Raw genomic sequence first — 24,301 nt, 5'->3', positions numbered from 1 at the left:
CTAAAACTCACAAATTGGGCAGTTAAAGAGTTCTGCTGTCTGATACAAGAGGATAAATTGAATTGATAGAACTCACCTTATTTTTGTTTTACCATACAGCTTAGCTTATAACTTTTAACCTATTTAGTTGATTTATGGCTCGTTTTTTAAAAGATAAACAAAAATCCAAGGGAGCTGCTCCTGGTTCACTGATCTTTATCGGCCGGCAAAAGATGGATTACAGCTGCATTCGGGTAACCCAATACAATGCCGAATATGTCAAAGAAGGGGAAGTGAAAGCTTTGGATAAGATTTCCGAATACCTTTCCGACGACCATGTGGTCTGGATTTCCGTGCGCGGCTTACAGGATACCAACCTGATCGGCAAACTCGGAAAGAAATTCGACATCAGTGCCCTGATCCTGGAAGACATCCTGAATACGGACGAACGTCCCAAATTTATCGAAGACGACAAGCATTTGTTCGTTATCCTGAAATCCCTGAATTTCAACCGAGAACTCCGTAAGGTTCAGATCGATCAGATCTCGTTGATTGTCGGGAAAAATTACCTGATTTCCATTCAGGAAACGGATAACGAGTATTTCGAAGATGTCTCGAAAAGAATATATGCCGGACAAGGAAAAATCAGAAGTTTATCCTCCGATTATCTCTGCTATGCGATGATCGATACCTTGGTCGATAATTATATATTGAATATCGAAAAATTAGGTAATGTGATCGAGGAACAGGAAAAATTATTGCTCACATCAGGGAAGGAGCTTGTCGAGAATATTTACCACTATAAGACCGAATTATCTTATGTCCGGAATAATGTCCGTCCTGTAAAAGAGCTCATGACCCGTTTCGTCACCTGCGATTCCGACTTGATCAACGATCATACTTACAGCTATCTGCGCGATCTGGAAGGTTTGGTTACCCAAGCCCTGGAAGCTATCGAAATCTACTACACCATGCTTTCCGACCAACAAAACAGCTACAATGCTACCATCAGTAATAACGTCAACGACGTCATGAAAGTGCTGACGATCTTTTCAGCTATTTTCATCCCCCTCACCTTTATCGTAGGAGTTTACGGAATGAATTTCGACTATATCCCTTTCCTCAGATACCGCTATGCCTATTTTATCCTGTGGGGGATCATGATCGCTATCGTTATCCTGATGCTATTTTTCTTCAAACGGAAAAGATGGTTTTGACAGCCATTTGTTTTCAATATACAATTAACAAGAGGTTACAAGGCTTAGGGATAAACTTCCGAACCCCTTTTCACCTTTGTAACCTCTGTAACTAAAAAAACCGGATACGTTATTTCGTTCGTATTATTTCTTAAGATTGAACTTCTTTCCGGCAAACACAGCATCTTCACCCAATTCTTCTTCAATACGCAGAAGCTGATTGTATTTCGCCATACGGTCGGAACGGCTCATCGAACCGGTTTTAATCTGACCGGAATTTGTTGCGACGGCAATATCTGCAATGGTAGCATCTTCTGTTTCACCCGAACGATGGGACGTCACGGTCGTATACCCTGCACGCTGAGCCATTTCTATAGCATCCAATGTTTCGGTTAGCGTTCCGATCTGGTTCACTTTGATTAAGATCGAATTGGCACATCCTAATTCGATCCCTTTCTTGAGGTATTCGACATTAGTCACAAACAGATCGTCTCCAACCAACTGGCAACGATCACCGATTTTTGCAGTCAGCATTTCCCAGCCATCCCAATCATTTTCAGCCATACCGTCTTCAATTGAATCGATCGGGTATTTATCGATCAACTCTTCCAGATAAAGTACCTGCTCGGTAGAAGTACGTTTCGCTCCATTCGGCCCTTCAAAAATGGAATAATCGTAAATGTCGTTTTTATAGAACTCCGAAGAAGCACAGTCAAGTCCGATCATCACCTCTTCGCCTGGTTTGTAACCCGCTTTTTTAATAGCTTCGATAATAGATTCCAACGCATCTTCCGTACCTTTCAAGGTAGGAGCGAAACCACCTTCATCTCCTACAGCCGTACTCAATCCCCGATCATGCAATACTTTTTTGAGGGTATGGAAAATCTCTGCTCCCATCCGAACAGCTTCCCGGAAGGTTTTCGCACCCACCGGACGAATCATAAATTCCTGAAAAGCAATAGGAGAATCGGAATGGGAACCTCCGTTGATAATATTCATCATCGGCACAGGCAATACTTTTGCATTGCATCCGCCGATATAGCGGTATAAAGGAATTTCCAAAGCGCCGGCAGCAGCTTTTGCACAAGCCAAAGATACGCCCAACATGGCATTGGCTCCTAAATTGGATTTTGTCTTCGTGCCGTCCAGATCGATCAACAACCGGTCGATTGCTGCCTGGTCGGTAACATCGAATCCCAGCAAAGCATCGGCAATCACTGTATTGACATTGTTGACAGCATTCAATACACCCTTCCCCTGATAACGGGATTTATCCCCATCGCGCAATTCCAAAGCTTCATGTTCGCCTGTCGACGCTCCCGAAGGAACAGCTGCACGCCCCATCACTCCGTTTTCCAGAGTTACATCTACTTCTACTGTCGGATTCCCACGGGAATCCAATATTTCGCGGCCTGTAATATCTACAATATGTGTCATCGTTTTGTCGTAATTTTAAATTATACATTCTATTTTGCTGACACAAGTTACGACAAAAGAATGAAGAATGAAGAATAAAAAATGAAGAATTAACTTTCATTTATAAAATTTACATAAAACATAAACTGTATCTATTACGTGATTATTTCAGTCTATAAAATCCGGTAAATTGTCGATTATTTTATCAAATAAAGAAGGAAGCTTATATCTTTGCAAAAAATAATCTAAAAGATATGAAAAAGATCCCGGTTACCTTATTTATAGTCTCGGCTTTACTTTTCATCCTTCCGGAAAAAACAGAAGCACAGAGCCTGAAAGACATCCTAAAATCAGAAACAGCACAAAAAGTCATCGATGCCGTAAAGGAAGCGACAGCACTCAAATTCGAAGACTTGCAGGGGACCTGGCAATACAAAGGAGCAGCCTGCCAATTTAAAAGTGAGGAATTACTCCAAAAGGCAGGAGGTATAGCCCTGGGTGAAACAATGGAAGGCAAACTCGAAAAAGCTTATGAAAAAGCAGGAATCAGAACCGGCAATTTCTCATACACTTTCAACCATGATTCCACCTTTACCTGCCAAATAGGGAAAAAGGAATTGAAAGGTACCTATGCTTATGATAGCTCTAATCAAATTTTGACGTTAAGTTATTTCGGTTTATTAAACACCGAAGTACAACTATCGGGAAAGAAAGACGGCACGACTTTCCTCTTCAATGCCGACCGATTACTAAAACTGGTCACTTTACTGTCGGGTTATTCAAAGAGCAGTACTTTATCGGCTGTCAACAAAGTAGCCCAACAATACGACGGCATGATGCTCGGATTCGACCTGCAAAAATAACCGGGCATCGGCCACTATAGAAAATCCCTGACATCATACTTCCGGATGCAGTCTTCTTCATCCGTAGCGTATAAAAAACCTTTCTCTGCATCCCAAAAAGGATATTTAAGGGGATGGGAAAGTTTGAGTTGAAATTTAAAAGTCCCTTCCCAATCGAATACCTCCACCGAAAAGCCAAGTTTGCCCGGACGCCGCGGATCCTCGGGAAAAGCTCTGTAGGCAAAAACCGTTTTATCGGTACAATCGACTCCAGAATAATTTTCCCCGAATGACTCGGAAGAATTCAATAACGGCAATTCGTTACCCGTTGTCAGCCAACGGAAGTTTTGCATTTTTGAATCGTATAGTATTATCTGATTCATATTACGAAAGGCCACCGCTATTCTCCGGCGATCGGGCGACATCGCTTCATCCCCGAGAAAAAGCTGATCAAAATCCCGGATGTCGTCATAATCGGTATACCATACGCTATCTAAAACGGTAGCGGAAGCATAATTATAGCTCAACCAATACAAATTCTTACCTCCTACATGCGTCGTTCCCTGCATAGACAGAATCCGTATACTACCATCAGCATTTTTTCTAATATTCTGATTCGGTATAATATCATAAGGCCTTTCGGCACGGGAAATCCAAAACACCGAATCGTTCAAGACAAAAACCGGGCGGTATAAGAAATCGGCCATACCCCGATCCATAAATTTATATTGCTTTTCCCAACAAGGTTTACCTGCTGTTAAAGAGCTTTCCAAATCGACGACTCCTATGAAATTTTGGGGAGCTTTCAACCACAGCCTCATTTTTCCCTTCCAGGGAGCTGCCCATATTTCCTGGCAGCTGATCACTTCATCATCTCCTCGTCCTTTTTCCAAAAAGGCCCCTAAAAACCGGTAGGTATCCGCATGATACACCCTCACTATTTTCTCCTCCTCCATATTCAGTATCACCAAAAAAGTATCGAGACGGCAGATACTCATCGGTATCAATTCCTGTATAGGTAATATTTCACCTTCCAAATCCAGCGTTTGTTCCGGACTTGCAGCTAAAACCACTTCGCTGTCGTTTTGCTGCTGCGTACAAGCGAAAAAAAATAAAAGCAAGAAAAAAAGAGAAAAGATTTTCATGGCTTTGTATTTAAAAAGAAAGGCGGATCTTCAGGATCCGCCTTCTATCTGAATTCCTGTAAAAGAATTATTCAGCCTTAGGAGCTTCCTCTGCAGGAGTTTCTGCTTTCGGAGCTTCTTCAACTACTGCAGCCCCGGTAGCTTCAGCTTTCTTAGCGCCTGAAGAACGACGGCGGCGGGTAGTTGTTTTCTTCACTTCCTGTTTAACTTCAGTATAAGTGGCATTGAAGTCTACCAATTCGATAATACAAGTCTCAGCGTTATCACCGATACGATTACCGGTACGCAGAATACGGGTATAACCTCCCGGACGATTCACGATTTTCGGTGCGACTTCGCTAAACAATTCGGTAACGGCTTCTTTCTGTCCGAGGTAACTAAATACAACACGGCGAGAATTGGTGTTATCGTTTTTACTTTTAGTGATCAGAGGCTCAACATATATTTTGAGCGCTTTAGCCTTAGGCACTGTCGTGCTGATTCTCTTGTTGAGAATCAAAGAAGCGGCCATATTGGACAACATGGCTTTCCGATGTGCACTGGTCCGGCTCAGATGATTAAATTTCTTCTTATGGTTCATGATGTTATTCCTTATCTAATTTATACTTTGTAACATCCATACCGAATTCGAGGTTGTTATTTTCCAACAGAGCTTCCAGTTCGGTCAGCGACTTCTTACCGAAGTTGCGGAATTTCAACAGGTCGTTCTTATTGAAGCGGCACAATTCCCCGAGTGTTTCTACTTCGGCAGCTTTCAGGCAGTTCAATGCACGCACTGACAAGTCCATATCGACTAATTTAGTCTTCAACAGCTGACGCATATGAAGCACTTCTTCGTCGAATTCCTCATTACCGTACTTGTCTTCAGATTCCAAAGAAATCTTTTCATCCGAGAACAACATAAAGTGATGAATCAGAATTTTCGCAGCCTCTTTCAAAGCATCGGTAGGAGCGATAGAGCCATCGGTTTCAATTTCAAACAACAACTTTTCATAGTCGGTTTTACCTTCTACACGATAGTTCTCAATTTCATATTTTACATTCCGGATCGGAGTATAAATGGCATCAATAGGGATAAATCCCGCTTCGGCCTCTGCCGGCATATTTTCTGTACTAGGAACATAACCGCGCCCTTTCTGGATCGTAATTTCCATCTGGAAATTAACAGAAGGGTCCATATGGCAGATGACGAGTTCAGTATTGAGCACCTCGAATCCTGTGAGGAATTTGTTGATATCCCCTGCCTTAAAAGCTTCCTGACCGTTGATCAGAACCGTCAGCTTCTCATCCTCTACATCTTCCACTTTTCTCTTGAACCGAACCTGCTTCAGATTCAGGATAATCTCGGTAACATCCTCGATCACCCCGGGGATGGTGGCAAACTCATGTTCTACACCATGTATTTTGATTCCGGTAATCGCGAAGCCTTCCAATGAAGACAGTAGGATTCTGCGTAACGGATTACCAATTGTGATTCCGTAACCTGGCTCTAACGGACGAAATTCGAATTTTCCGAATTTGTCTGTCGATTCGAGCATGATTACTTTGTCCGGTTTCTGGAAAGCTAATATTGCCATAAATATCTTTAATTTTTTTTACTTAGAATACAATTCTACGATTAACTGCTCTTTAATGTTTTCCGGAATATCGCTTCTTTCCGGCACGTTCAACAGTTTGCCACTCATAGAAGCTCCGTCCCATTCCAACCAGGAATATTTGCTGACACGGTTACTACGCAGGCTATCTGCTACCACTTCAAGAGCTTTGGATTTCTCACGTACTGCAACGACATCCCCAGCTTTAACAGCTGCTGAGGGAATGTTACAAACACCACCGTTCACCGTGATATGACGATGAGAAACCAATTGCCGTGCTGCAGCACGGGTAGGAGCAATACCTAAACGGTATACGACATTGTCCAGACGACATTCGAGCATCTGCAACAATACTTCACCGGTAACTCCTCCTGCACGTTCTGCTTTTTCAAACAGGATACGGAATTGTTTTTCCAGTAAACCATAGGTATATTTTGCTTTTTGTTTTTCTTTCAACTGAACACCATATTCAGAGATTTTTCTTCTGCGACGAGCCAAACCGTGCTGTCCTGACGGATAATTTCTCCGTTCCAGTGCCTTATCCGGTCCGTAAATAGGCTCACCGAACTTTCTTGCTATTTTAGACTTAGGTCCTGTATATCTAGCCATTTGTTTCTATTCTTTAAATTTACACAACATTCATAAGCTATAGGCTACAAGCTATAAGCTACAGGCTTTCGGCCTTTTCTTGCTTTTAGCATTTCGCTTTTAGCTTTTAGCTTTATTACACTCTTCTGCGTTTCGGAGGCCGGCAACCATTGTGTGGAAGCGGGGTAACATCGATGATTTCAGCTACTTCGATACCACTGGCGTGAATAGAACGAATAGCTGATTCACGGCCATTACCCGGACCGGAAACATATACTTTAGCTTTACGCATCCCCAGATCGAATGCGACCTTAGCGCAATCGGCAGCTGCCATCTGAGCTGCATACGGAGTGTTCTTTTTAGATCCTCTGAAACCCATCTTTCCGGCGGAAGACCATGAAATCACCTGACCAGTAGAATTGGTCAAAGAAATGATGATGTTGTTAAATGAGGAATGAACGTGTGCTTGTCCCACGGCTTCTACTTTAACCAGCCGCTTCTTGTTACTTGATGTAGACTTCTTTGCCATAATTCAACTCAATTATTTAGTTGCTTTTTTCTTGTTAGCAACAGTTTTCTTCTTACCCTTACGTGTACGGGCATTGTTCTTCGTGCTCTGTCCTCTTACGGGCAGTCCTAAACGGTGACGGATACCCCGGTAACAACCGATATCCATCAGTCGTTTGATGTTCATCTGAACGCTTGATCTCAACTCACCTTCGACTTTGTACTCTGTTCCAATGATTTTTCGTACAGCCCCGAGCTGGTCGTCGTTCCAGTCTTTCACCTTCAGGTCATAATCGATGCCGGCTTCACTCAGGATAGCACGTGCACTACTTCTACCTATACCATAGATATAGGTCAAGGCTATTTCTCCTCTTTTGTTTGAGGGTAAATCTACACCTACGATTCTTGCCATAAATCTTTTTTAATTTAACTAGATTAATGATTAACCCTGACGCATTTTAAACTTAGGGTTCTTTTTGTTAATGACGTACAAAACGCCTTTTCTTCTTACAATCTTGCAATCGTCATTACGTTTCTTGATTGACGCTCTTACCTTCATGGTCCTTTAATTTGAATTATTATGATTCATGATCTACGCATTACGATTTTCAATCAAAAGCCATACAGCTAAATCCGAAATCAAAAACCGTAAATCAAAAATTAAATTTCAGTTTTTGTATCTAAATGTAATTCTACCTTTTGTCAGGTCGTAAGGGGACATATCCACACGTACCCGGTCGCCAGGAAGTATCTTAATGTAATGCATACGCATCTTGCCGGAAATATGGGCTGTAATCACATGTCCATTTTCCAATTCTACCCGAAACATGGCATTCGACAATGCTTCTGTTATTACTCCATCCTGCTCTATTGACGGCTGTTTTGCCATAAACAATTAATTTATGATTTATGATTTACGATTTATGCAATACTTGCTCGACATATTCGAACGTAGACAAAATATCCGCACCATTCTTCCCTACGGCTACGGTATGCTCGAAATGAGCTGCCGGCTTTTTATCCCTTGTCCGGATCGTCCATCCGTCGGCTTCCTGATAAATATGCCTTTTACCCAAATTGATCATCGGTTCGATAGCGATCACCATCCCTTCTTTCAGTTTTACCCCCTGCCCCTGACGGCCATAATTAGGCACCTGAGGCTCTTCGTGTAAATCGTGTCCGACTCCGTGTCCTACCATCTCCCTCACCACCGAATAACCTTCGGCCTCACAATGGGATTGCACTGCATGTCCTATATCTCCGGTCCGCATACCCGCAACAGCTTTTCCGATTCCTTTATAAAGGCTTTCTTTCGTCACCCGCAATAACTTCCGGATTTCTTCATCCACTTCCCCAACCTCGAAGGTATAGGCACTATCACCGTAAAAACCGTTCTTCAAAGTGCCACAATCGATGGAAACAATATCCCCCTCTTGTAAAACACATTTTTCAGAGGGAATACCGTGCACGACAACGTCATTTACAGAAATACAAAGCGTATTCGGAAAACCACCGTAACCCAAAAATCCGGGCTCTGCACCGTGGTCACGAATAAACTCCTCTGCAATACGATCGAGCTCTAATGTAGAAATCCCCGGACGAATATGCTTTGCCATCTCGCCCAGAGTCATCCCTACCAATCGGTTGCTTTCTCTTAACAGTTCAATCTCTTCTCCGGTTTTTACAAAAATCATGCCGCAAAATTACAAAAAATATTTCAAGTTTCTAAGTTGCTGAGTCACAAAGTTACTAAGTTTTTCTGAACTCAGTAACTTAGCAACTCATTCACTATTAATAGGCAGCCGGTCCACCGGGAGTCTTCCCTTTAATTCGTCCTGTTTTCATCAATCCGTCGTAATGACGCATCAACAAATGCGACTCGATCTGTTGTAGAGTATCCAAAACAACTCCGACCAAAATCAACAGGGAAGTACCGCCATAGAACTGAGCAAACTGTTGGTTCACTCCGGCAATGGTTGCAAAAGCCGGTAATATGGCAACTATTCCCAGGAATATAGATCCCGGTAAAGTAATCCGTGACATAATGGTATCCAGGAATTCCATTGTTTTCCGTCCGGGTTTCACACCGGGAATAAATCCACCGTTCTTCTTCATATCCTCGGACATCTGCATCGGATTAACCGTAATCGCCGTATAAAAATACGTAAATGCCACAATCAGGATAAAGAAAGTGAAGTTATACCAAAAACCGGTGAAATTAGAAAAAGCAGTTGCAAAACCGGATAACGATTCAGAAGCTGCATAATTCACAAAAGAAATCGGTAACAACATAATTGCCTGAGCAAAAATGATCGGCATAACCCCTGCAGCATTAATCTTCAGAGGGATATACTGACGTACTCCACCATATTGTTTGTTTCCGACAATACGTTTTGCATACTGTACAGGCACCTTACGGGTTCCTTGTACCAGCAGGATCGTACCGCAGAATACGAAAAACAGCAGAATAATCTCGATCAGGAATGCCACCAATCCGCCACCTTGCTGACTAACACGCGAAGTCAGTTCGGCAAAGAATGCAAACGGCAGACGGGCGATAATACCAATCATGATAATGATAGAAACACCGTTTCCAATACCTTTATCTGTAATTTTTTCACCCAACCACAAAACGAACATAGAGCCCGCAGCCAGGATAATTACGGAATAGATTGTAAAGAAAGCCCCTTTTATCAGAAAGAATTCGGGCTGAATCTGTGCATGCAAGTTGGTAAGATACGCAGAACCTTGTAATATCAGAATGATAATGGTCAGATAACGGGTAATCTGGTTGATTTTACGCCGTCCACTTTCCCCTTCACGCTGCATACGCTGAAAATAAGGAACCGCAATTCCCAGTAACTGAACTACGATAGAAGCAGAGATATAGGGCATAATTCCCAAGGCAAAGATCGAAGCATTCGAAAATGCACCTCCCGAAAACATATCCAGCAATCCCAGCACACCACTCGAAGTCTGCTGTTTTAAAGCGGCTAATCCGGCAGGGTCGATACCCGGTAGTACCACCTCTGTTCCAAGTCTGTAAACGAGAATCAACCCGAGTGTTGTCAGAATCCGGGTTTTCAATTCCTCAATTTTCCAAATGTTCTTTAATGTATCAAATAACTTCATAAGTTCTTTTATTTATAAGTTTATAAAGTTTATAAAGTTTAAAAGTTACAAAGTTAAAATTACCTTATGAACTTATGAACCTTATGAACTTTATAAACTCGTTTTGTTTTACAAAACGACTACAGAGCCACCGGCAGCCTCGATCGCAGCAATCGCTGACTTAGAGAATGCATTTGCTGTAATTTCGAGTTTAGCACTGATTGAGCCGTCACCCAAAACTTTCAACAATTCATTCTTATTGAGCAATCCGGCTGCAATCAGAATATCCCGATCGATTTTCTCCAGATTATCTCTTTCAGCTAAAGCCTGCAACATGCTTACATTGATAGCTTTATAGGCTACACGATTGATATTCTTAAAGCCGAATTTCGGTACACGTCTCTGCAGAGGCATCTGACCACCTTCAAAACCAATCTTCGTATGGTAACCCGATCTTGATTTAGCTCCTTTATGTCCTCTTGTAGAAGTACCTCCTTTTCCGGAACCTTGTCCGCGACCAATTCTTTTTTCGTGATGAGTTGATCCGCAGGCCGGTTTTAAGCTACTTAAATCCATTTTATTTCGTTCTTAAAATGTTTATACTTATTTTACTTCTTCCACACGAACCAGATGGCTGATTTTTGCCACCATTCCCAGGATCTGCGGAGTAGCTTCTTTCTCAACACTGCTGTTGGTTTTCTTCAATCCCAAAGCCTGAATAGTGCCTACCTGAGTTTTATCGCTACCGATTTTACTTTTTACAAGTGTGATTTTAATCTTTGCCATGATCCTCAAATATTAACCGTTAAACACTTTATCCAGACTAATGCCTCTCTGAGCGGCAATCGTACGGGCATCACGCATTTCTTTCAATGCAGCTATCGTAGCTTTTACCAAATTGTGAGGGTTGGACGAACCTTTACTTTTAGCCAATACGTCGTGAATACCGGCACTTTCCAAAACAGCACGCATAGCACCTCCGGCTACCAGCCCGGTACCGGAAGAAGCGGGTTGCATATAAACCTCAGAACCGCTGAAACGAGCTACCTGCTCATGAGGAATAGTTCCTTTCAATACAGGTACTTTGATCAGGTTCTTTTTAGCAGCTTCGATCCCTTTAGAAATAGCTGTAGTCACCTCGTTTGCTTTTCCTAATCCCCAGCCTACGATTCCGTTTTCGTCACCTACCACAACGATAGCTGCGAAACTGAATGTACGACCTCCTTTTGTAACTTTGGTCACACGATTGATAGCTACCAATCTGTCCTTTAATTCCAAGTCAGTATTATTTACTTTTTGTTCCATTCTGCTAACTTATTAAAAATTAAGACCTCCGTTACGGGCAGCATCAGCTAATGCTTTTACTCTACCGTGATACAAATAACCGTTTCTGTCGAAAACAACAGCTTCGATACCGGCAGCTTTAGCTTTTTCTGCTACAGCAGCCCCTACGAAAGCAGCCTGTTCGGTCTTGTTGCCTTTCTTCTCAGCAATTTCCTTGCACAAAGATGAAACAGATAATAAAGTCTTACCTGCTTTATCGTCGATCAGCTGTACAGATATCTGCGCATTTGAACGATAAACGCTCATACGTGGACGTTCAGCTGTCCCGGAGACAATCTTCCGAATTCTCCGTTTTATTCTTAATCTTCTTTCTTCTTTCGTTAAAGCCATAACTTTTTACTTCCTTTAGTAATTAAACTTTAGCTGACTTACCTGCTTTCCGGCGAACCACTTCACCAACGAAGCGAATACCTTTACCCTTGTAAGGCTCAGGTTTACGGAAAGAACGGATTTTAGCAGCTACCTGACCGATCAACTGTTTGTCACAGCTTTCGAGCGTAATAATCGGGTTAGCACGTTTTTCAGTTACGGCTGTAACTTTCACCTCTGCCGGTAATTGCAAGAAGATAGAGTGAGAATATCCCAGTCCCAGTTCGAGAACCTGACCCTCAGCGTTAGCACGGAAACCAACACCTACTAATTCTTGTTTGATGGTATAACCTTCAGAAACACCTACAACCATATTATGAAGCAATGCACGGTACAGACCATGCTGTGCTTTGTGTTCTTTATCTTCTGTATGACGTGCTACATGCACTTCGTTCTCTTCAACGGTAACAGTCAGATCAGCACTTACCTGCTGAGAAAGTTGTCCTTTCGGACCTTTGACTGTGACGGTGTTATCAGGACTTACTGCTACAGTAACTCCTTGTGGTATATGAATCGGTAATTTCCCTATACGTGACATTTCTTCTTCACTTTAAAATTAATACACATAACACAATACTTCACCGCCTACATTCCGCTGGCGAGCTTCTTTGTCAGTCATCAATCCCATTGAGGTAGACAAAATGGCAATACCCAGTCCGTTCAATACACGTGGCATTTCTTCCACATTAGTGTACCGACGTAAACCCGGTTTTGACACACGTACCAGTGATTTGATAGCCGGTACTTTTGTCTCGGGATGATATTTCAATGCAATTTTGATATTGCTTCTTGCACCTTCCTGTTCGAACTTATAATTCAGGATATATCCTTTTTCTTTCAGGATTTTGGTCATTTCGAGTTTAATTTTAGAACCCGGGATTTCAACCACTTTATGACCAACACTTACCGCATTCCGAATGCGGGTAAGGAAATCTGCTATTGGATCTGTCATCTCTTTTCGTTTTTTTTAATATTACCAACTAGCCTTTTTAACTCCCGGTATCAACCCTTGTGAAGCCATTTCACGGAATTGGATACGGCTGATACCAAATTGTCTCATATAACCTCTGGGACGTCCAGTCAGTTTGCAACGGTTGTGCAAACGGATCGGATTCGAGTTTCTAGGCAGGAGACTCAGTGCAGCATAGTCACCTTCCTCTTTTAATTTTGCTCGTTTCGCAGCGTACTTTTCTACCAATTTTGCACGCTTCACCTCACGGGCTTTCATTGATTCTTTTGCCATTTCGCTTGTTTTTAGTTCTTTTTAAACGGTAATCCAAACTCTCTGAGCAGAGCAAAACCTTCTTCGTCGGTATTAGCCGAAGTCACAAATGTAATGTTCATACCCATGATTTTGTGAACGGAATCCATCACAATTTCAGGGAATATGATCTGCTCTTCAAGACCTAATGTATAGTTGCCTTTTCCGTCCAGCTTACTGTTGATCCCCTTGAAGTCGCGGATACGCGGCAGGGCACTACAGATCAATCTTTCCAGAAATTCGTACATACGTTCTTTCCGTAAAGTCACTTTCACACCGATCGGCATGCCTTTACGCAATTTGAAGTTAGATACGTCTTTTGTCGATTTACCTACAACAGCTTTCTGACCTGTTATCGCGGTAATCTCATTCAATGAAAACTCCAGGATCTTCTTATCCTGAATAGCTGAACCCACTCCCTGATTGATTACTATCTTCTCCAGCCGGGGAGCCTGCATAACTGACTTGTATCCGAATTCTTTCATTAAAGTCGGTACAATCTCTTCGTTATACTTTGTTTTAAGATTTGGTACGTATTTCATCTATTTAATTATAATTTTGATTCACGATTGACGATTTTACACACAATAGTCGACCGAAAAATCAGATTTTCAGGCGGCAAAGGTATAAAATATTTTGGATTATATCACTTCGTAAATCCCATTTTTATTCTTGCTTTACGATATTGATTTACGATCAGAGTGTTTTTTCACTATAATCGTAAATCCGGAATCGTAAATCAGGTCTTATTTCAGGATTTCTCCTGATTTTTTAGCATATCTCACCAAGTTACCTTTTTCGTCCTTTTTACGGCCGATACGGGTCGGTTTGTTGGTAGACGGATCGATCACGTTCAGGTTAGAGATGTGGATCGGAGCTTCTTGCTTGATGATACCACCCTGCGGATATTTAGCATTCGGTTTGGTATGTTTGCTGATCATGTTGATTCCCTCAACGATCGCTCTTTCCTTATCCGGAAAAACTTCCAGTACCTTTCCCTGTTTGCCTTTATCTTCCCCAGCGTTCACCTGTACTAAATCGCCTTTTTTAATATGAAATTTTCTATTCATCTCTTTACTTTTTTAATTGTCGAAAGTCCAAAAGTCAAGAGTTTAAAAATTCTCATTCCCGAACATTCGACTTTCTGACATTCGACATTTGACATTAAAGTACTTCGGGGGCTAACGAAACGATTTTCGTATAACCTTCACGAACTTCACGGGCTACAGGTCCGAAGATACGGGTTCCTCTCATTTCACCGGCATTGTTCAACAATACACAGGCATTGTCGTCAAAACGGATATAAGAACCATCGGGACGTCTGTATTCCTTGGTTACGCGTACAACCACAGCTTTGCTGACAGTACCCTTTTTAATTTCACCGCTAGGCAGGGCACTTTTTACAGCAACAACGATTTTATCGCCTACGCGTGCATATCTTTTCTTGGAACCTCCAAGAACACGAATACAAAGCACTTCTTTAGCACCGCTGTTGTCTGCTACTGTTAATCTGGTTTCCTGTTGTATCATGATTACTTCGCTCTTTCAATGATTTCAACTAATCTCCATCTCTTCATTTTACTTAAAGGACGGGTTTCCATAATTCTCACGGTATCACCGATATTACACTCATTCTTTTCATCATGAGCGGTGAACTTTTTGGTCTTTTTAATGAACTTACCGTAAATCGGGTGTTTTTCCTTAAAATGTACAGCAACGGTGATAGTTTTATCCATCTTATTGCTCAGTACCAGACCGATACGTTCTTTTCTAAGATTTCTTCCTTCCATTGCTTTACTTCTTTTCAGTTAATTCTCTCTTACGTATTTCTGTCATCATACGAGCGATGGTTTTACGGGCGGCACGAATCTGCATCGGGTTTTCCATCGGCGTAATGGTATGATTCATCGTCATCTTATTGAGGGCTGCTTTTTCAGTCTCTACCCGTTCAATAAGTTCAGCTGTGGTCATTTCAATAATTTCTGAATTTTTCATCTCTCTGACAAATTAATTTTTAAACTTAATAGCCGGAAGACTATTCTTCTGTATAATCACGTCTAACCACAAACTTTGTCGTAATAGGTAATTTCTGTGCTGCAAGACGTAAAGCCTCTTTTGCCACTGCATACGGAACACCGTCAGCCTCGAAAATAATTCTTCCCGGAGTTACAGGTGCTACGAATCCCTCTGGGTTACCTTTACCTTTACCCATACGTACCTCGGCAGGTTTTTTGGTAATCGGTTTATCGGGGAATATACGAATCCAAATCTGTCCCTGACGTTGCATGTAACGGGTTACTGCAACACGGGCAGCTTCTATCTGGCGTCCTTCGATCCATTTTTCTTCTAACGCCTTAATACCGAAAGATCCGAATGCAAGTTGATTACCTCTCTGGGCATTCCCCTTCATCCTACCTTTCTGGCTTCTTCTAAATTTAGTCCTTTTCGGCTGTAACATAGCTCTTCGTTTATTAAATTAAAAGACTACTTACTTTTTCTTCTTTCTGAAACCGCCTTTTTTCCCGTCAGCTTTACCAGCTGATGCAGGACGGCTGTTGTCACGGGTCTGGAGCAGTGAGTTCGGAACGAGTTCACGTTTTCCATAAACTTCACCTTTACAGATCCATACCTTGATACCTAACAGACCATAAGTGGTCAGGGCCTCTGCCTGTGCAAAATCGATGTCAGCACGGAAAGTGTGCAGTGGAGTCCTTCCTTCTTTGAACATCTCGGCACGTGCCATTTCAGCACCGTTCAGACGTCCTGAAATCAGGATCTTGATTCCTTCGGCACCCATTCTCATAGTTGAAGCGATTGCCATTTTGATAGCCCGGCGGTATGCTACACGGCCTTCCAACTGACGAGCTATGTTATTTCCAACGATCACAGCATCCAATTCCGGACGTTTGATCTCGAAGATATTGATCTGAACCTCTTTATCGGTAATTTTCTTCAGCTCTTCTTTCAGTTTATCCACTTCCTGACCACCTTTACCGATAATAATTCCCGGACGGGCGGTATTGATCGTGATAGTGATGAGCTTCAGCGTACGCTCGATAACGATTTTTGCGATTCCGGCTTTTGCAAGACGGGCATTCAGGTATTTACGGATTTTGTAATCTTCTACCAGTTTGTCACCGTAATTCTTGCCGCCGAACCAATTAGAATCCCATCCACGGATGATACCTAATCTATTGCTTATTGGATTACATTTTTGTCCCATGCTTTACTCTTTTACAGTGTTTTCAACAACGGCGGTTTTACTTCCCAACACGATAGTCACGTGATTGGATCTTTTACGGATTCTGTGAGCCCGTCCCTGTGGAGCCGGACGCAGTCTTTTCAGAATACCCGCACCATCCACAAAGATTTCTTTGATATACAAAGCAGCGTCGTCTACGCGCTGGCCTTCGTTTTTCACGCTCCAGTTTGCAATAGCTGAAAGTAAGAGTTTCTCCACTTTACGAGCAGCTTCTTTCGGACAAAATTTCAGTGTATCCAAAGCCCTCTGTACGTCCATACCCCGTACAAGGTCTGCCACCAATCTCATTTTCTGAGGTGATGAAGGACAATCATGCAGCACAGCGAAAGCCTTTGTTTTTCTGGCTTCCTTCATCTGATTTGCTTTTATTCTTTTTCTTGCACCCATTTTATACAATCTTCATTTGTTCAACATCATCACGCTATTATTTTTTCTTCTTGTCAGCGTGACCTCTAAATGTACGTGTCGGTGCAAATTCACCCAATTTATGACCAACCATATTTTCGGTCACATATACCGGGATAAATTTATTACCGTTGTGTACAGCTACTGTATGCCCTACGAAATCCGGAGAAATCATGGAGTAACGAGCCCAGGTCTTAACAACCGATTTCTTGTTGGTCTCATTCATTGCCAGGATTCTCTTTTCCAGCTTTACATCAATAAAAGGGCCTTTTTTTAACGAACGACTCATAACATCAAGTTTTAATCAGTTATTTTTTCCTTCTTTCAATAATATACTTCGAAGAAGCCTTCTTCGGTGCTCTGGTCTTCAAGCCCTTAGCCAACAAACCTTTTCTTGAACGGGGCAGACCTCCGGAAGCACGGCCTTCACCACCACCCATCGGGTGATCAACGGGGTTCATTACAACACCACGGACACGAGGACGACGGCCTAACCAGCGGGTACGCCCTGCTTTACCGGAACGTTCCAGAGAATGGTCAGGATTAGATACAGTACCTACGGTTGCTTTACAGGTAACCAGCACCATACGGATCTCACCTGAAGGCAATTTGATAGAAGCATATTTTCCTTCTCTTGCAACTAACTGAGCATAAGAACCGGCGCTACGGGCCATTACAGCTCCTTGTCCCGGACGTAACTCAATGTTATGTATGATTGTACCCAATGGGATTTCAGACAAATACAGCGTATTCCCGATTTCAGGAGCGACTCCTTTACCGCTCTCGATGGTCTGACCGACAGTCAAACCGATCGGGGCAACGATATAACGTTTTTCACCATCTGCATACACTAACAGGGCAATACGGGCCGTGCGGTTCGGATCGTATTCGATACTTGCTACTTTAGCAGGTATATTTTCCTTCTCGCGTTTGAAGTCGATTACTCTGTATTTGCGTTTATGACCACCACCTATATATCTCATTGTCATCTTACCGGTGTTATTACGACCTCCGGTTTTGCTGTAGGGTCTCAACAATGATTTCTCAGGTCTATCTGTAGTCACCTGTTCGAAAGTATTCACTACCTTTCCTCTTTGTCCAGGCGTTACAGGATTTAATTTTCTTACAGCCATCTTATTTAAATATTGCTAAAAAAATCAATACTATCACCTTCTGCTAAAGTCACAATTGCTTTCTTGAACGAGTTGGTACGTCCGCTGATTACACCGGCCTTGGTATAACGGGATTTAGCCGTTCCCTGATAACGCTGGGTATTTACAGCCAATACGTTCACTCCATACATGGCTTCAACTGCTTTCTTTATCTCAATCTTATTTGCCTCTTTTGCTACGATAAAAGCTACTTTACGCTGTTTATCGGTGAGAGCTGTCATCTTTTCCGTTAAAACGGGCTTAATAATAATTTCCATCTCTTCTTGGTTTAGTTAAGATTGAACATTTCGTTAAGGCCCTCTACAGAACTTTCAACTAAAACAAGGTTTTTAGCCTTCATTACGTTGTAAGTTGCGATGTCGCTAACTCTCATCACTTCCACATTCTGCAAGTTACGGGCAGACAGAAGTACATTTTCGTTCACACCGTTACCCAATACCAACAGCAGACGACCGTTGTTTACCTGCAGGTTGTTCATCAAAGCAACCATTTGTTTGGTCTTCGGAGCTTCGAAGGTGAAGTCTTCAACGACTTTTACAGCATTTGCACTTGCTTTTACAGCCAAAGCTGATTTACGAGCCAATTTTTTCAATTTCTTGTTCAGTTTGAAGCTGTAATCTCTCGGTACGGGACCAAAAATACGACCTCCTCCTCTGAACTCAGGGTTCTTAATACTACCTGCACGAGCACCTCCGGTACCTTTTTGCTTTTTCAGCTTTTTGGTACTTCCGGAAATTTCATTCCGCTGTTTTGACTTGTGAGTACCCTGACGGTTGTTGGCCAGGAACTGTTTTACGTCAAGGTAGATAGCGTGCTCATTAGGCTGAATTCCAAAAATAGCGTCATCCAACACTATCTTTCTGCCGGTTTCCTGTCCGGCAATGTTTAGTACACTTAACTCCATTACTTCTGAATAATTACGTATGAACCTTTAGATCCGGGAACAGATCCCTTCACCAACAACAAATTATTTTCAGGAATTACCTTCAAAACTTCCAAGTTCTCTACAGTAACCCGGTCTCCGCCCATACGGCCACCCATACGCATTCCTTTGAAAACACGTGCCGGAGTAGAACATGCTCCGATAGATCCCGGTTTTCTCAGACGGTTATGCTGACCGTGGGTAGCTTGTCCTACTCCACCGAAACCGTGACGTTTCACAACGCCCTGGTAACCTTTACCTTTAGAGGTACCGACGATATCGACATAGGCAGTACCTTCCAGTATGGTCACGTCGATTACATCTCCCAACTTGTGTTCTTCGGCAAATCCTGCAAACTCAACGAGTTTACGTTTCGGAGTTGTGCCAGCCTTCTTAAAATGTCCACTTAGCTGCTTCGTTGTGTGTTTTTCTTTTTTCTCATCAAAACCCAACTGAAGTGCTTCGTAACCGTCTTTTTCTATGGTTTTCACCTGAGTTACGACACATGGACCGCATTCAATAACAGTGCATGGGATACTTTTCCCCTCAACACTGAAAACGGAAGTCATTCCGACTTTTTTTCCAATTAAACCTGGTAATTTCATTTCTTTTTTAATAGGTTAATTCTTCATTTTAACGACATAGGGTTTCGCCGTTAACTACACTTTAATCTCAACTTCAACACCACTGGGTAATTCAAGTTTCATCAGCGCATCGATGGTACCTGTAGTAGAACTATAGATATCAATCAGACGTTTGAAAGTACATAATAAAAATTGTTCACGGCTCTTCTTATTTACGAAAGTAGAGCGGTTAACAGTAAATACTCCTTTGTGGGTAGGAAGTGGAATCGGACCACTAACCACTGCACCTGTAGCCTTCACTGTCTTAACAATCTTTTCAGCCGACTTGTCTACCAAGTTGTGATCGTAAGATTTTAACTTAATTCTGATTTTTTGGCTCATGTTTTTTGTTTATTATATTTAAGCGGTCGGAAAGGCCAGAGACCTCTCCGACATTAATTTTTAGATTAAATCCACACGTCCGTTCGCTTTTTCAACCACCTCTCTCGCAATATTCTTCGGAACTTCGGCATAGTGATCGAATTCCATAGAAGAACTTGCACGTCCCGATGACAGGGTACGTAATACAGTCACATAACCGAATTGTTCTGCCAAAGGAACTTTTGCCGTAATCACACGGGCACCGACACGGGAATCCATCGATTCTACCTGTCCCCGGCGACGGTTCAAGTCAGCGATGATGTCACCCATAAAGTCTTCGGGAGTAACTACTTCCAGCTTCATAATCGGTTCCAGCAATACCGGTTTTGCTTTCTGAGCAGCTTCTTTATAACCGATTTTAGCAGCCATTTCGAACGACAACGCATCAGAGTCAACAGGGTGGAAAGAACCATCGATCAAAGTGATCTTCAAAGCTTCCAAAGCATAACCTGCCAGAACACCGTTCTGCATCGCTTCTTTGAACCCTTTTTCTACAGACGGGATAAATTCCTTCGGAATATTACCACCTTTCACTTCGTTCACAAAAGTCAAGCCCTCTTTACCTTCCTCTGCAGGTTCCATACGGAAAATAATATCTGCAAACTTACCACGACCACCGGACTGTTTTTTGAACACATGACGATGATCCACAGGTACAGTAATCGCTTCTTTGTAAGATACCTGAGGAGCTCCCTGGTTACATTCTACTTTAAATTCACGACGCAGACGGTCGAGGATAATATCCAGGTGAAGCTCACCCATACCGCTGATTACGGTCTGGCCTGAATCTTCATCAGTCTTCACGCGGAAGGTCGGGTCTTCTTCTGCCAATTTAGCCAAAGCCATACCTAATTTATCCGTATCTTTCTGAGTCAGCGGTTCGATAGCGATACCGATCACAGGTTCCGGGAAAGTCATACTCTCCAGTACGATCGGTTTATCTTCAGAACACAAGGTATCTCCGGTACGGATATCTTTGAAACCTACGCAAGCGCAGATATCTCCGGCTTCCAGTACTTCTTTCGGCTGTTGCTTGTTAGAGTGCATCTGGAACAGACGGGAAATACGTTCTTTTTTATCGGTACGCGGGTTATAAACATACGAACCGGCTTCGATCTTACCAGAATAAATACGGGTATAGCACAAACGGCCGACAAACGGGTCGGTAGCGATCTTAAATGCCAGTGCCGACAGCGGAGCCTCCGGATCTACAGGGAAATGTACATCTTCTCCTGTCCGGGGATCAGTACCTTTACTGTTCGGAATATCCAACGGGTTCGGCAAATAAGCGATCACAGCATCCAACAGGTTCTGCACGCCTTTATTTTTGAAAGAAGAACCGCACATCACCGGACAGAAGTCCATGGCGATCACAGCCTTCCGAATCACTGCTTTCAGGTCTTCGACTGTGATAGAGTCCGGATCTTCAAAGAAACGTTCCATCAAAGCTTCGTCCTGCACAGCAGCAGCTTCTACCAATTTCTCTCTCCATTCCTGAGCTTCAGCCATCATATTTTCGGGAATTTCTTTCACGGTAGCTTCCATAGCACCGTTTTCCCAAACATAAGCTTTCATTTCTACCAGGTCGATAATACCCTGATAGTTATCTTCCGCTCCGATCGGAAGTACCAAAGGAACCGGATTAGCACCTAATTTCTCTTTGATTTCACGAACTGCTTTGAAGAAATCGGCCCCGGAACGGTCCATTTTATTCACGAAAGCAATTCTCGGAACACCATATTTGTTTGCCTGACGCCATACGGTTTCAGACTGTGCTTCAACCCCACCTACTGCACAGAACAATGCAACCGCACCATCCAATACACGAAGAGAACGCTCTACTTCAACCGTGAAGTCAACGTGTCCCGGAGTGTCGATGATATTAATTTTATATTCGTTTCCCTGATATTTCCAGAAACAAGTGGTAGCAGCAGAAGTGATGGTAATACCTCTCTCCTGTTCCTGCACCATCCAGTCCATCGTTGCAGTACCATCATGCGTTTCCCCGATCTTATGGTTCACACCGGTGAAATACAGGATACGTTCGGTCGTTGTAGTCTTACCGGCATCGATGTGAGCCATGATACCGATATTTCTTGTGTAATGTAAATCTCTCTTAGCCATCTATTTTTCGCCTCTAAATTAAAATCTGAAATGTGCAAATGCCCGGTTAGCTTCAGCCATACGATGGGTATCTTCTTTCTTTTTGAAAGCAGCACCTTCCTCTTTGTAGGCAGCCATAATTTCAGCAGAAAGTTTTTCAGCCATGCTGTGTCCGCTTCTCTTGCGGGAGTAAAGGATCATATTTTTTACAGAGATCGCTCTTTTACGGGCCGGATTAATTTCAGTAGGCACCTGGAAAGTAGCACCACCGACACGGCGGCTCTTTACTTCTACCTGAGGAGTAATATTCTCCAATGCCTGCTTCCAGATCTCCAGAGCAGATTTCTCTTCTTTTTTTGCCATTTTTTCCTCAACGATATCCAGTGCGTCATAAAAGATTTTGAACGCAACAGTCTTTTTACCGTCCACCATCAGGTCATTAACAAACCTCGTCACCAGTACATCGTTGAATTTTGGATCCGGTAACAGGATTCTCTTCTTTGGTTTAGTCTTTCTCATTTCTTTTCGTTTACGAATTTGTTCGTCAAGCTGCCCTTTTTGGTCTTCAACGGTTTCCCAACCATTTACTCAACTGTTTTTCGGGAACGCTTCATAAACATAATTCCTGTTAATCACTAATTTTTATTTCTTGCCCTTTCCTTTAGCTGGAGCAGCAGCCTGACCCGGTTTCGGTCTTTTCGCACCATACTTAGAACGTCCCTGGCAACGTCCGGCAACACCGGCAGCATCCAAAGTACCACGAACCAAGTGGTAACGCACACCCGGAAGGTCTTTTACACGACCGCCACGGATCAATACGATGGAGTGTTCCTGCAAATTGTGACCTTCTCCCGGAATATAAGCATTCACTTCTTTTCCGTTGGTCAATCTAACACGGGCAACCTTTCTCATGGCTGAGTTCGGTTTTTTCGGAGTGGTAGTGTAAACACGTACACAAACTCCTCTTCTCTGTGGGCAAGAATCCAAAGCAGGAGCTTTACTCTTGTCCTCGATCTTTACTCTTCCTTTTCTTACTAACTGTTGAATAGTAGGCATTTTACAAGTACTCTTTTAAAATTATTATACTTTTCTCCAAAATGGAGTGCAAATGTACTTACAATTCTAGTAACTACCAAATGTTCCTTCTACTTTTTTTGTAAAAAAGATAAGATTGTCAGAAAGTTACCCAATCTGCTAAAGTTTATCGGGTCTCATTTTAAGAAGTTCAGGTGTCTTTATAAAGCCAAGCAGCCCAAACTTTGACATCCGGAAATTGTAACGAAGATACAGTGGCGTATAACAAGCAGCAAATAGATGAAACTTTACCTCAAAAGTCATCTATTTGCTGTAAGTTTTTCTGTAGTATTATATTTGTAAGTATTTATAAGCCCGGGATTAGGGTTTTTACCCTACCTACGGCGAGCATCAATTTGCCTGAGCAACTCCTTAACAGCAACCTCTAATTGCTGGTCACGACCGTCAATTACCTGATCGTAATCGTTACGTACTTTAAGGTCAGGCTCTAACTGTGTATTTTCAAGATACTTGCCATCCTTGGTACGATAGCCTACAACAGGAATACCGAAATACATAGAAGCATCCTGCAAGGTTTCCCAATTGACGGAAGTCATTGTACCAGGTACCGGCATGCCCACAATAGAACCGATACCTCGCTCGCGATAGACCCAAGGAGTACCATGGGCGTTGGAGTAGTTAGCTTCGCAGACAATCATGATGGAAGGCTTGTTGTAACGACGCGAGGGCATTTCGCAAGCTACGACACCGCGTACCACCTGATCTAAATACTTATTACCGCTAAATAGGATTTCGATATCTTCATGCAGACGGCCGCCACCATTATTGCGAGTGTCAATAACGATACCCTCTTTGAGATTGTATTTACCCAAAATGTCAGCATAAACGTCACGGTAACTATTGTCATCCATGCTTTCGATATGAACGTAGCCTAAGCGACCATTGGACAAACGATCTACTTCAGCAGCCCGGCTCTTGATCCAGCGTTTATATAGCAAAGTATTTTGTGCACTGGCGGAAATCGGTTTGATGACCTCTTCCCAAC

At 42.6% G+C, this 24,301-nt stretch carries 38 protein-coding genes; 2 read left to right on the top strand and 36 right to left on the bottom strand.

The genetic code is table 11. From position 1 onward, the window contains the following. Positions 1-134 precede the first annotated feature (134 nt). On the top strand, positions 135-1,196 hold the full coding sequence (gene corA / locus WS42_RS10540; RefSeq protein ID WP_022161090.1) for a magnesium/cobalt transporter CorA: 1,062 nt from the start codon (positions 135-137) through the stop codon (positions 1,194-1,196). Positions 1,197-1,319: 123 nt separating this feature from the next. Here corA and eno read toward each other — a convergent pair whose 3' ends face one another. Next, complete coding sequence (gene eno / locus WS42_RS10535) at positions 1,320-2,612, bottom strand: phosphopyruvate hydratase (protein ID WP_013612491.1); 1,293 nt, start codon at positions 2,610-2,612, stop codon at positions 1,320-1,322. Positions 2,613-2,845: 233 nt separating this feature from the next. Here eno and WS42_RS10530 point away from each other — a divergent pair, with 233 nt between their 5' ends. Further along, positions 2,846-3,454: a DUF4923 family protein gene (locus tag WS42_RS10530; protein WP_013612492.1), complete on the top strand. Its 609-nt coding sequence runs from the start codon at positions 2,846-2,848 to the stop codon at positions 3,452-3,454. Between the two features lie 14 nt (positions 3,455-3,468). Here WS42_RS10530 and WS42_RS10525 read toward each other — a convergent pair whose 3' ends face one another. The 35 genes from WS42_RS10525 to WS42_RS10355 form a co-directional block, all read right to left on the bottom strand. Next, positions 3,469-4,578 carry a TolB-like 6-bladed beta-propeller domain-containing protein gene (locus WS42_RS10525; protein ID WP_046451081.1) on the bottom strand — a complete coding sequence of 370 codons (1,110 nt, stop codon included), beginning with the start codon at positions 4,576-4,578 and terminating at the stop codon, positions 3,469-3,471. Between the two features lie 67 nt (positions 4,579-4,645). Then, complete coding sequence (gene rplQ / locus WS42_RS10520) at positions 4,646-5,158, bottom strand: 50S ribosomal protein L17 (RefSeq protein WP_013612495.1); 513 nt, start codon at positions 5,156-5,158, stop codon at positions 4,646-4,648. A 4-nt stretch (positions 5,159-5,162) separates the two neighbouring features. Continuing rightward, entirely contained in the window at positions 5,163-6,155 is a 993-nt protein-coding gene (locus tag WS42_RS10515) for a DNA-directed RNA polymerase subunit alpha (protein WP_013612496.1), read from the bottom strand. 18 nt (positions 6,156-6,173) lie between these two features. Continuing rightward, positions 6,174-6,782, bottom strand: coding sequence for a 30S ribosomal protein S4 (rpsD, locus tag WS42_RS10510; RefSeq protein WP_013612497.1), 609 nt, complete (start codon positions 6,780-6,782; stop codon positions 6,174-6,176). Between the two features lie 115 nt (positions 6,783-6,897). Then, a complete protein-coding gene (gene rpsK / locus WS42_RS10505) occupies positions 6,898-7,290 on the bottom strand; it encodes a 30S ribosomal protein S11 (RefSeq protein ID WP_013612498.1) in 393 nt (130 codons plus the stop codon). 12 nt (positions 7,291-7,302) lie between these two features. Beyond that, a complete protein-coding gene (rpsM, locus tag WS42_RS10500; RefSeq protein ID WP_013612499.1) occupies positions 7,303-7,680 on the bottom strand; it encodes a 30S ribosomal protein S13 in 378 nt (125 codons plus the stop codon). Between the two features lie 30 nt (positions 7,681-7,710). Then, positions 7,711-7,827 (bottom strand): 50S ribosomal protein L36, encoded by a 117-nt coding sequence (rpmJ, locus tag WS42_RS10495; RefSeq protein ID WP_013612500.1) that lies wholly within the window; start codon positions 7,825-7,827, stop codon positions 7,711-7,713. Positions 7,828-7,935: 108 nt separating this feature from the next. After that, positions 7,936-8,157 carry a translation initiation factor IF-1 gene (gene infA, locus WS42_RS10490; RefSeq protein ID WP_013612501.1) on the bottom strand — a complete coding sequence of 74 codons (222 nt, stop codon included), beginning with the start codon at positions 8,155-8,157 and terminating at the stop codon, positions 7,936-7,938. A 25-nt stretch (positions 8,158-8,182) separates the two neighbouring features. Continuing rightward, positions 8,183-8,962 carry a type I methionyl aminopeptidase gene (gene map, locus WS42_RS10485; RefSeq protein WP_022161088.1) on the bottom strand — a complete coding sequence of 260 codons (780 nt, stop codon included), beginning with the start codon at positions 8,960-8,962 and terminating at the stop codon, positions 8,183-8,185. A gap of 97 nt (positions 8,963-9,059) precedes the next feature. Continuing rightward, a complete protein-coding gene (secY, locus tag WS42_RS10480; protein WP_013612503.1) occupies positions 9,060-10,400 on the bottom strand; it encodes a preprotein translocase subunit SecY in 1,341 nt (446 codons plus the stop codon). Positions 10,401-10,508: 108 nt separating this feature from the next. Further along, complete coding sequence (rplO, locus tag WS42_RS10475; protein ID WP_013612504.1) at positions 10,509-10,955, bottom strand: 50S ribosomal protein L15; 447 nt, start codon at positions 10,953-10,955, stop codon at positions 10,509-10,511. Positions 10,956-10,982: 27 nt separating this feature from the next. After that, the gene (gene rpmD / locus WS42_RS10470; RefSeq protein WP_013612505.1) at positions 10,983-11,165 is read right to left on the bottom strand and encodes a 50S ribosomal protein L30; all 183 of its coding nucleotides are present in this window, start codon (positions 11,163-11,165) and stop codon (positions 10,983-10,985) included. 12 nt (positions 11,166-11,177) lie between these two features. Next, a complete protein-coding gene (gene rpsE, locus WS42_RS10465; protein ID WP_013612506.1) occupies positions 11,178-11,684 on the bottom strand; it encodes a 30S ribosomal protein S5 in 507 nt (168 codons plus the stop codon). A gap of 12 nt (positions 11,685-11,696) precedes the next feature. Further along, on the bottom strand, positions 11,697-12,053 hold the full coding sequence (gene rplR, locus WS42_RS10460) for a 50S ribosomal protein L18 (protein WP_013612507.1): 357 nt from the start codon (positions 12,051-12,053) through the stop codon (positions 11,697-11,699). Between the two features lie 22 nt (positions 12,054-12,075). After that, entirely contained in the window at positions 12,076-12,630 is a 555-nt protein-coding gene (rplF, locus tag WS42_RS10455; RefSeq protein ID WP_013612508.1) for a 50S ribosomal protein L6, read from the bottom strand. An 18-nt stretch (positions 12,631-12,648) separates the two neighbouring features. Then, the gene (gene rpsH, locus WS42_RS10450; RefSeq protein WP_046403686.1) at positions 12,649-13,044 is read right to left on the bottom strand and encodes a 30S ribosomal protein S8; all 396 of its coding nucleotides are present in this window, start codon (positions 13,042-13,044) and stop codon (positions 12,649-12,651) included. 21 nt (positions 13,045-13,065) lie between these two features. Beyond that, positions 13,066-13,335 carry a 30S ribosomal protein S14 gene (gene rpsN / locus WS42_RS10445; RefSeq protein WP_013612510.1) on the bottom strand — a complete coding sequence of 90 codons (270 nt, stop codon included), beginning with the start codon at positions 13,333-13,335 and terminating at the stop codon, positions 13,066-13,068. An 11-nt stretch (positions 13,336-13,346) separates the two neighbouring features. After that, the gene (gene rplE / locus WS42_RS10440; RefSeq protein ID WP_013612511.1) at positions 13,347-13,895 is read right to left on the bottom strand and encodes a 50S ribosomal protein L5; all 549 of its coding nucleotides are present in this window, start codon (positions 13,893-13,895) and stop codon (positions 13,347-13,349) included. Positions 13,896-14,099: 204 nt separating this feature from the next. Then, entirely contained in the window at positions 14,100-14,423 is a 324-nt protein-coding gene (gene rplX / locus WS42_RS10435; RefSeq protein WP_013612512.1) for a 50S ribosomal protein L24, read from the bottom strand. Between the two features lie 94 nt (positions 14,424-14,517). Next, positions 14,518-14,883 carry a 50S ribosomal protein L14 gene (rplN, locus tag WS42_RS10430; RefSeq protein WP_013612513.1) on the bottom strand — a complete coding sequence of 122 codons (366 nt, stop codon included), beginning with the start codon at positions 14,881-14,883 and terminating at the stop codon, positions 14,518-14,520. A 2-nt stretch (positions 14,884-14,885) separates the two neighbouring features. Further along, a complete protein-coding gene (gene rpsQ / locus WS42_RS10425; RefSeq protein ID WP_013612514.1) occupies positions 14,886-15,143 on the bottom strand; it encodes a 30S ribosomal protein S17 in 258 nt (85 codons plus the stop codon). Between the two features lie 4 nt (positions 15,144-15,147). Then, positions 15,148-15,348 (bottom strand): 50S ribosomal protein L29, encoded by a 201-nt coding sequence (gene rpmC, locus WS42_RS10420; RefSeq protein WP_013612515.1) that lies wholly within the window; start codon positions 15,346-15,348, stop codon positions 15,148-15,150. Positions 15,349-15,388: 40 nt separating this feature from the next. Next, on the bottom strand, positions 15,389-15,811 hold the full coding sequence (gene rplP, locus WS42_RS10415; protein WP_013612516.1) for a 50S ribosomal protein L16: 423 nt from the start codon (positions 15,809-15,811) through the stop codon (positions 15,389-15,391). 30 nt (positions 15,812-15,841) lie between these two features. Further along, on the bottom strand, positions 15,842-16,576 hold the full coding sequence (gene rpsC, locus WS42_RS10410; RefSeq protein ID WP_013612517.1) for a 30S ribosomal protein S3: 735 nt from the start codon (positions 16,574-16,576) through the stop codon (positions 15,842-15,844). Positions 16,577-16,579: 3 nt separating this feature from the next. Beyond that, positions 16,580-17,002: a 50S ribosomal protein L22 gene (gene rplV / locus WS42_RS10405; protein ID WP_013612518.1), complete on the bottom strand. Its 423-nt coding sequence runs from the start codon at positions 17,000-17,002 to the stop codon at positions 16,580-16,582. A 37-nt stretch (positions 17,003-17,039) separates the two neighbouring features. Further along, a complete protein-coding gene (rpsS, locus tag WS42_RS10400) occupies positions 17,040-17,309 on the bottom strand; it encodes a 30S ribosomal protein S19 (RefSeq protein WP_013612519.1) in 270 nt (89 codons plus the stop codon). A 19-nt stretch (positions 17,310-17,328) separates the two neighbouring features. Beyond that, positions 17,329-18,153 (bottom strand): 50S ribosomal protein L2, encoded by an 825-nt coding sequence (gene rplB, locus WS42_RS10395; RefSeq protein ID WP_013612520.1) that lies wholly within the window; start codon positions 18,151-18,153, stop codon positions 17,329-17,331. 5 nt (positions 18,154-18,158) lie between these two features. Beyond that, on the bottom strand, positions 18,159-18,449 hold the full coding sequence (rplW, locus tag WS42_RS10390; RefSeq protein WP_013612521.1) for a 50S ribosomal protein L23: 291 nt from the start codon (positions 18,447-18,449) through the stop codon (positions 18,159-18,161). 11 nt (positions 18,450-18,460) lie between these two features. Continuing rightward, on the bottom strand, positions 18,461-19,096 hold the full coding sequence (rplD, locus tag WS42_RS10385; RefSeq protein ID WP_013612522.1) for a 50S ribosomal protein L4: 636 nt from the start codon (positions 19,094-19,096) through the stop codon (positions 18,461-18,463). Beyond that, positions 19,096-19,719 (bottom strand): 50S ribosomal protein L3, encoded by a 624-nt coding sequence (rplC, locus tag WS42_RS10380; protein WP_013612523.1) that lies wholly within the window; start codon positions 19,717-19,719, stop codon positions 19,096-19,098. Before rplC ends, rplD begins: the two co-directional genes overlap by 1 nt. A 54-nt stretch (positions 19,720-19,773) precedes the next feature. Further along, positions 19,774-20,079, bottom strand: coding sequence for a 30S ribosomal protein S10 (gene rpsJ / locus WS42_RS10375; RefSeq protein ID WP_013612524.1), 306 nt, complete (start codon positions 20,077-20,079; stop codon positions 19,774-19,776). Between the two features lie 60 nt (positions 20,080-20,139). Then, positions 20,140-22,242, bottom strand: coding sequence for an elongation factor G (gene fusA / locus WS42_RS10370; RefSeq protein WP_046403683.1), 2,103 nt, complete (start codon positions 22,240-22,242; stop codon positions 20,140-20,142). A gap of 18 nt (positions 22,243-22,260) precedes the next feature. Then, positions 22,261-22,740, bottom strand: coding sequence for a 30S ribosomal protein S7 (gene rpsG / locus WS42_RS10365; protein ID WP_013612526.1), 480 nt, complete (start codon positions 22,738-22,740; stop codon positions 22,261-22,263). Positions 22,741-22,863: 123 nt separating this feature from the next. After that, positions 22,864-23,277 (bottom strand): 30S ribosomal protein S12, encoded by a 414-nt coding sequence (gene rpsL, locus WS42_RS10360; protein WP_013612527.1) that lies wholly within the window; start codon positions 23,275-23,277, stop codon positions 22,864-22,866. Positions 23,278-23,630: 353 nt separating this feature from the next. Continuing rightward, positions 23,631-24,301: S41 family peptidase (locus tag WS42_RS10355; protein WP_046451080.1), on the bottom strand; the 671-nt coding region annotated here is incomplete at its 5' end.

The sequence above is a fragment of the Odoribacter sp. N54.MGS-14 genome (assembly GCF_000980295.1).
In the GTDB taxonomy this organism is placed as follows: domain Bacteria; phylum Bacteroidota; class Bacteroidia; order Bacteroidales; family Marinifilaceae; genus Odoribacter; species Odoribacter splanchnicus.
This window is presented reverse-complemented; position numbering and strand designations above follow the sequence as displayed.